At 26.6% G+C, this 5,261-nt stretch carries 7 protein-coding genes; 5 read left to right on the plus strand and 2 right to left on the minus strand.

From position 1 onward, the window contains the following. Window positions 1-32: 32 nt before the first annotated feature. The gene (locus tag RWY47_RS05370) at window positions 33-542 is read right to left on the minus strand and encodes a thioredoxin family protein (protein WP_150842921.1); all 510 of its coding nucleotides are present in this window, start codon (window positions 540-542) and stop codon (window positions 33-35) included. Window positions 543-694: 152 nt separating this feature from the next. Between RWY47_RS05370 and RWY47_RS05375 the strand changes: the two genes are divergently transcribed. Continuing rightward, complete coding sequence (locus RWY47_RS05375) at window positions 695-1,081, plus strand: DUF4870 domain-containing protein (protein WP_150842920.1); 387 nt, start codon at window positions 695-697, stop codon at window positions 1,079-1,081. Between the two features lie 38 nt (window positions 1,082-1,119). Here RWY47_RS05375 and RWY47_RS05380 read toward each other — a convergent pair whose 3' ends face one another. After that, complete coding sequence (locus tag RWY47_RS05380) at window positions 1,120-2,082, minus strand: calcium/sodium antiporter (protein WP_150842919.1); 963 nt, start codon at window positions 2,080-2,082, stop codon at window positions 1,120-1,122. Between the two features lie 153 nt (window positions 2,083-2,235). Here RWY47_RS05380 and RWY47_RS05385 point away from each other — a divergent pair, with 153 nt between their 5' ends. The 4 genes from RWY47_RS05385 to RWY47_RS05400 form a co-directional block, all read left to right on the plus strand. Continuing rightward, on the plus strand, window positions 2,236-2,565 hold the full coding sequence (locus RWY47_RS05385) for a hypothetical protein (RefSeq protein ID WP_168932318.1): 330 nt from the start codon (window positions 2,236-2,238) through the stop codon (window positions 2,563-2,565). 176 nt (window positions 2,566-2,741) lie between these two features. Beyond that, window positions 2,742-4,151: an MATE family efflux transporter gene (locus RWY47_RS05390; RefSeq protein WP_224170247.1), complete on the plus strand. Its 1,410-nt coding sequence runs from the start codon at window positions 2,742-2,744 to the stop codon at window positions 4,149-4,151. 69 nt (window positions 4,152-4,220) lie between these two features. Beyond that, window positions 4,221-4,793, plus strand: coding sequence for an NAD(P)H-dependent oxidoreductase (locus tag RWY47_RS05395; RefSeq protein ID WP_035116642.1), 573 nt, complete (start codon window positions 4,221-4,223; stop codon window positions 4,791-4,793). Between the two features lie 114 nt (window positions 4,794-4,907). Further along, a partial coding sequence (locus RWY47_RS05400; RefSeq protein WP_316030265.1) for a hypothetical protein occupies window positions 4,908-5,261 on the plus strand: 354 nt, incomplete at its 3' end.

Consider the following 5,261-nt stretch of genomic DNA (forward strand, 5'->3'; position numbering starts at 1 on the left):
CGACTAGATAGAAACCTCTATCTAGTCGTTTTTTATTTTATATTTAATATATTTAAGTAGTCATTAACAGTATCTAATAAATACTTACCTTTATAATAATCAATTTTTATTTCTTCAAAGTCATCAACCTTTTTTACCTCATGAGGTCGTTCTTCAAATACTTCTATAACATTAAAACTTTCATCCAAAAATGCAATTGTTGGACCTTTAAAGTTTTCTTTTTCTATATTTAAGGCTTCACTCATAAATTTTTTACCTCTAGCCATAGTTATAACAGATATATCAAAATTATCATTAATATCAACAAACTTTTTTAAAACTGATACATTAAGCTGAAAATCTGGGCACCATATTTCCCCTGAAACAAGTATATTAACTTTGTTTGGATAGCTAGCTATTTTATTTATAGTATCTTCGTTTAAGTTGATTCTTGATGTGTTTTTGGGAATTCTAGATCTTTCAGATTTTGATCCTTTTCCAACACAGCTTTCAAAGCTTTCTCCAACTTCATATAAGTCTTTTAGGTTCATTTCTATTGCCATAATATACCTCCAATATGTAAACTTTACTTATAAGTATTATATCTAAATAATTTAACATAGTAAATGAATATAGAATTTTAATAAAAAGTTGACGATTTTTGATAAATGGTTCAAAATATAATATAGAAATTATTAATGAAAGGAAATGTATTATGACAGAAAATCAAAGATCTACAAAAAATGAAAGCATTACTATGATGGTAATGACAGCAGCTGTTATGATGCTTAATATAATTGGGGTTATAATAGCATACGCTGCATGGAAAATATATGGGAAAGAATCTGAATTTGTGAAGAAGAATGGATTAAAACTTATTGATTTTTATATATCATTTGTAATATATGAATTTGCAATTTTATTATTAGTATGTATAGTAAAACAAGCAGCTTATTTAATACCTGCAATGTCTATTATTTACTTAATTACATTTATAATAGCAATTATACAATATTACAGACATAAAGAATTTAAATATCCTTTAAGTTTTAAAATAATAGAAAAGTTAAAAATAAAAAGTGTTGAAAATTTAAAGAAATAAAAAAGAATGCAAGTTAACTTGCATTCTTTTTTATTTCTTTAACGGATTATAGTATAAGCCATATAAGCTATATATATAGCAATAAATATAAAACCATGTGCCTTACTTAAACAATTGTTTTTCTTCATAAATATGTAAAGTAAAACTGTTATTAAAGTCATAAATATAGTATCAATTAAAGCAAACAAACTAATAGTCATAGGGTGAATTACAGCAGCCAGACCTAATACTAATAATATATTAAATATATTAGACCCTATTACATTACCTATTGCAATTTCTGTTTCTCCTTTTCTAACAGCTATAACAGATGTTACAAATTCTGGTAATGATGTACCCATAGCAACAATAGTAAGACCAACTAAGTTTGCACTCATACCAAAAGCAGTTGCAATTTTAGTTGCAGAATCTACCACTAAATCACCACCCCATACGATACCAACAATACCAATTAAACAAATTACTATAGTTTTAGGTAAAGATGAAACTTCAGATTCAGCCACCTCTACAGCTTCTATAGCTATAGCACTTTCACCAGCCGATACATCAGAGTTTTTTTGACCTAGATTTGATTTAATCATATTTACTAAGAAAAATACAAATAATAACAATAAAACTAAACCATCAAATCTACTTATCTTAAAATTAAGACCTAAAATAATAAGTAATGTGCTTATAAATACTAAAAAAGGTGTGTCTTTTTTTATTGTATTTTTTTCAACAGGTAATTTTGCAATTATAGCAGATACACCTAAAACAATAAGTATATTAAAAAAGTTAGATCCAACAACATTAGCTATACTCATATCGTTTTGACCTGCAAGAGAAGATGATATACTTACGGCAGCCTCAGGAGCACTTGTACCCATAGCAACGATAGTAAGACCTATAAGCATAGGAGGAACATTAAACCTCTTAGCTACAGAAGATGCACCTTCTACAAAAACATCAGCTCCTTTTATAAGAAGTACAAATCCTATTATTAAAATTAAAAATGACATAAAAAACCTCCTTTTGAAACTAAATTATCATAAGAAATAGTATATCATACCAAATATGAATATAAAATACTTGCACAAATTATATATTGAAACTTAGCAACTTTTGAAATGTACAAGAATATAATATAAAAAAAGAGGAAAAGGAGAATTGCGATGGTAACCCTTGGATGTATTCTAATAGGATTAGGGCTAGGACTGACTTTAGGAAATATGCAAGAAACCATAATATTATCAGTGGTAGGTTTAATAGTAGGAGCTTTTTTATATACTAGAATGGCGGTTTATATACCTTTAAAGTTCAATAAATTTGCTAAAATTGCTATATATATAACAACAGGTGCACTAATAGGAGTTTTAGTAGGAGTTATAACAGGGCATATACCAGGAGCAATAATGATAGGAGTAGGAACTAGTTTTGTTGCTATAGACATGATGAATTACAGAAGATATAGAAGAGGTCTTAGAGAAAATAACCATAGTTAATTTTAAAGGTATACCAAAATAATTTTTACGTAAATATTATGTATTAAGTTATTTTGGTATATCTATTTTTTTTGTAATAATTAAATTTTAAATATAAATTTAATTCTACGAGTACATAAACAAAAAATATTGATATAATATTTATTATAATTTGAATTTAGTATTGGGGGGATGTTATGGAGGAATGCAGTAAACTTAGCCAAAGGGAAATCAGAAAAACTATACAAATAATGATTTTACCGATTGTTTTAGAAAGTATTTTGCAAATGACAGCTGGTTTTTGCTTAACAGGAATGATGGGAAGATTAGATCCGGTATCTATAAGTGCCTTTAGTTTAAGTAATAGAATTATAAATATAACATGGGCAATTTTAAGAGGAATAACAATGGGAAGTGCAGTGTTTGTAGCACAAGCATATGGGTCGAAAAACACAAAAGAAATAAAATATATAATAAAACAAACAATTATAGGCCTTAGCATTTTAATTATTATAATTCAACAGTTCATATTTTTTAATACGGAGTTTGTATTATCTATATTCAATCCAAGCAGTGATCTTATGCATATAGCATCTAAGTGTCTTAAAACATCATCATGGTCATTATATTTTATGAGTATAATGCTTATATGCACGTCTAGTTTGCAATCAATGAATAAAGCAAGAATATCTATGCAAATAGCTATGTCTATGAATATTACTAGTATATTTATAGGATATTTATTTATATTTGGAAACTTTAATATGCCGAGTTTAGGGGTTCAAGGTGCCGCTATAGGGACTTTTAGCGGTTATTTTCTAGCGTGTTTTTATGGGGTATATTTAATGTTCAACAGAAAAAATGGATATGTATATTTTGGAGAAAAAGTAGAGAAAATTAAGTTTGACATAAAATTATTTATAAAAGGTCTTAAGCCGGATGTAGAGCAAATAAAAAATGTATATAGGATAGGAATACCTATATCCTTAGAAAATTCATTTTGGCAATTATCTACTATTATTTTAACAAGAGCTATATTAAATTATGGAGAAGTTACACTTGCAGCATATCAACTAGGGCTTCAAGCGGAATCTATATCTTTTATGCCATCAAATGCATTTGCAATTGCAGCTACTGCTTTTGTAGGGCAGTGTGTTGGAGCTAAAAATGAAGAATTAGGAAAAAAATATATGAAAGAACTTTTTAAATCAACCATAATTATAACAATTGTAACATCAATACCTTTGATATTTTTCCCAGAGCAACTAATGTTAGTACTAACAAATGATACACAACTTATAAACATAGCATCTAAATATTTAATAGTTATGGGGCTTATACAGTTAGCTGGAAATTTGGGAGGAGTAATAAATGGAGCATTAAGAGGATCTGGATTTACAAAATTACCTATGACTATATCGGGCATAGGTATATGGGGAATAAGAGTTCCGCTTACGGTTATAATTGTATATTTTACAAATTTAGATATTGAGTGTGTATGGATAGCAATGGGATTAGATGTTTGTATTAGATGGATTATAGGATATTTTATTTATAGAAAACGAGATTTGTATGGAACAAAAGACAATTTAGCAGAAATTTTATAATACGAATATAAATATAAAAACTTATAAATAATAATATAAAAACTAGCTAAAGAAGAAAGGAACTAAAAAATGAATACTGCAATAATAATATCTAATCCCGATAAAAACTCATTCAACAAAAACATAATGGATAATGTAATTAAAGGCATTGAAAAATGCGGTAAAAATTATAGTATAATTGATTTATATGAAGATAAATTTAACCCTGTAATGACATCTGAGGAAGTTAAATTGTATACAAAAGGTGAGTCTGATGATAAATTAGTTAAAAAATATCAAAATATTTTAAAAGAAAGTGATGAAATAGTATTTATATTCCCTATATGGTGGAATAACGTGCCGGCAATGCTTAAAGGCTTTTTTGACAAAGTATTTATAAAAGAATTCGCCTTTGAAGAAGAAAATAATAGACCTAAGGGAAAATTGAATCACATAAAAAAAGGTATGATTATAACTACATCTGAAAGTGATACAGAATATATTAAAGATGAACTAGGAAACCCTATAGAAAATACAATAATAAAATCAACATTAAACATTTGTGGAATTGAAAATATTAAATGGATTAATAATAATTTAGCAAATGATAATAAGTGTGACAAAGATGAGTTTTTAAAAAATATAGAAGTTTATTTTTCTTAGTAAAAAAGACAACTACTTGTTAGTAGTTGTCTTTTGCTTATATAGTTTAATTTTTGATATAACTTGGAATATTAACACCCTACATAAAGTATATTTAAAAAGAGGTGATAAAAAATGGAACGTAATATTATGAAAAATTTGATGCAAAATTATTTTAAGCATATAGGTATATCAAATGTGATTTTTTATCTTTTATATTTTTTCTACTCAAGTGAATTGAACTTAAGTGTAAGAAATATTGTTTTTATAATAATATCATCTGTAGCAATGGTAATTATACCGGTATTATACCTAGCAGTTATGACTAAAAAAGAGAAGTTTAAAAATGTACATATGTATTTAAATATTTTAATTGTGACTACTTGTTTTGACATATTACTGTTAAGTATAAATTCGAGTTTTGGTATTCTGTACTTAATTAAATCAATAGTAGTATCAATATGTGTATTTACGCCAATAAGGTTATTT

The organism is Paraclostridium sp. MRS3W1, assembly GCF_032465715.1.
In the GTDB taxonomy this organism is placed as follows: Bacteria; Bacillota; Clostridia; order Peptostreptococcales; family Peptostreptococcaceae; genus Paraclostridium; species Paraclostridium dentum.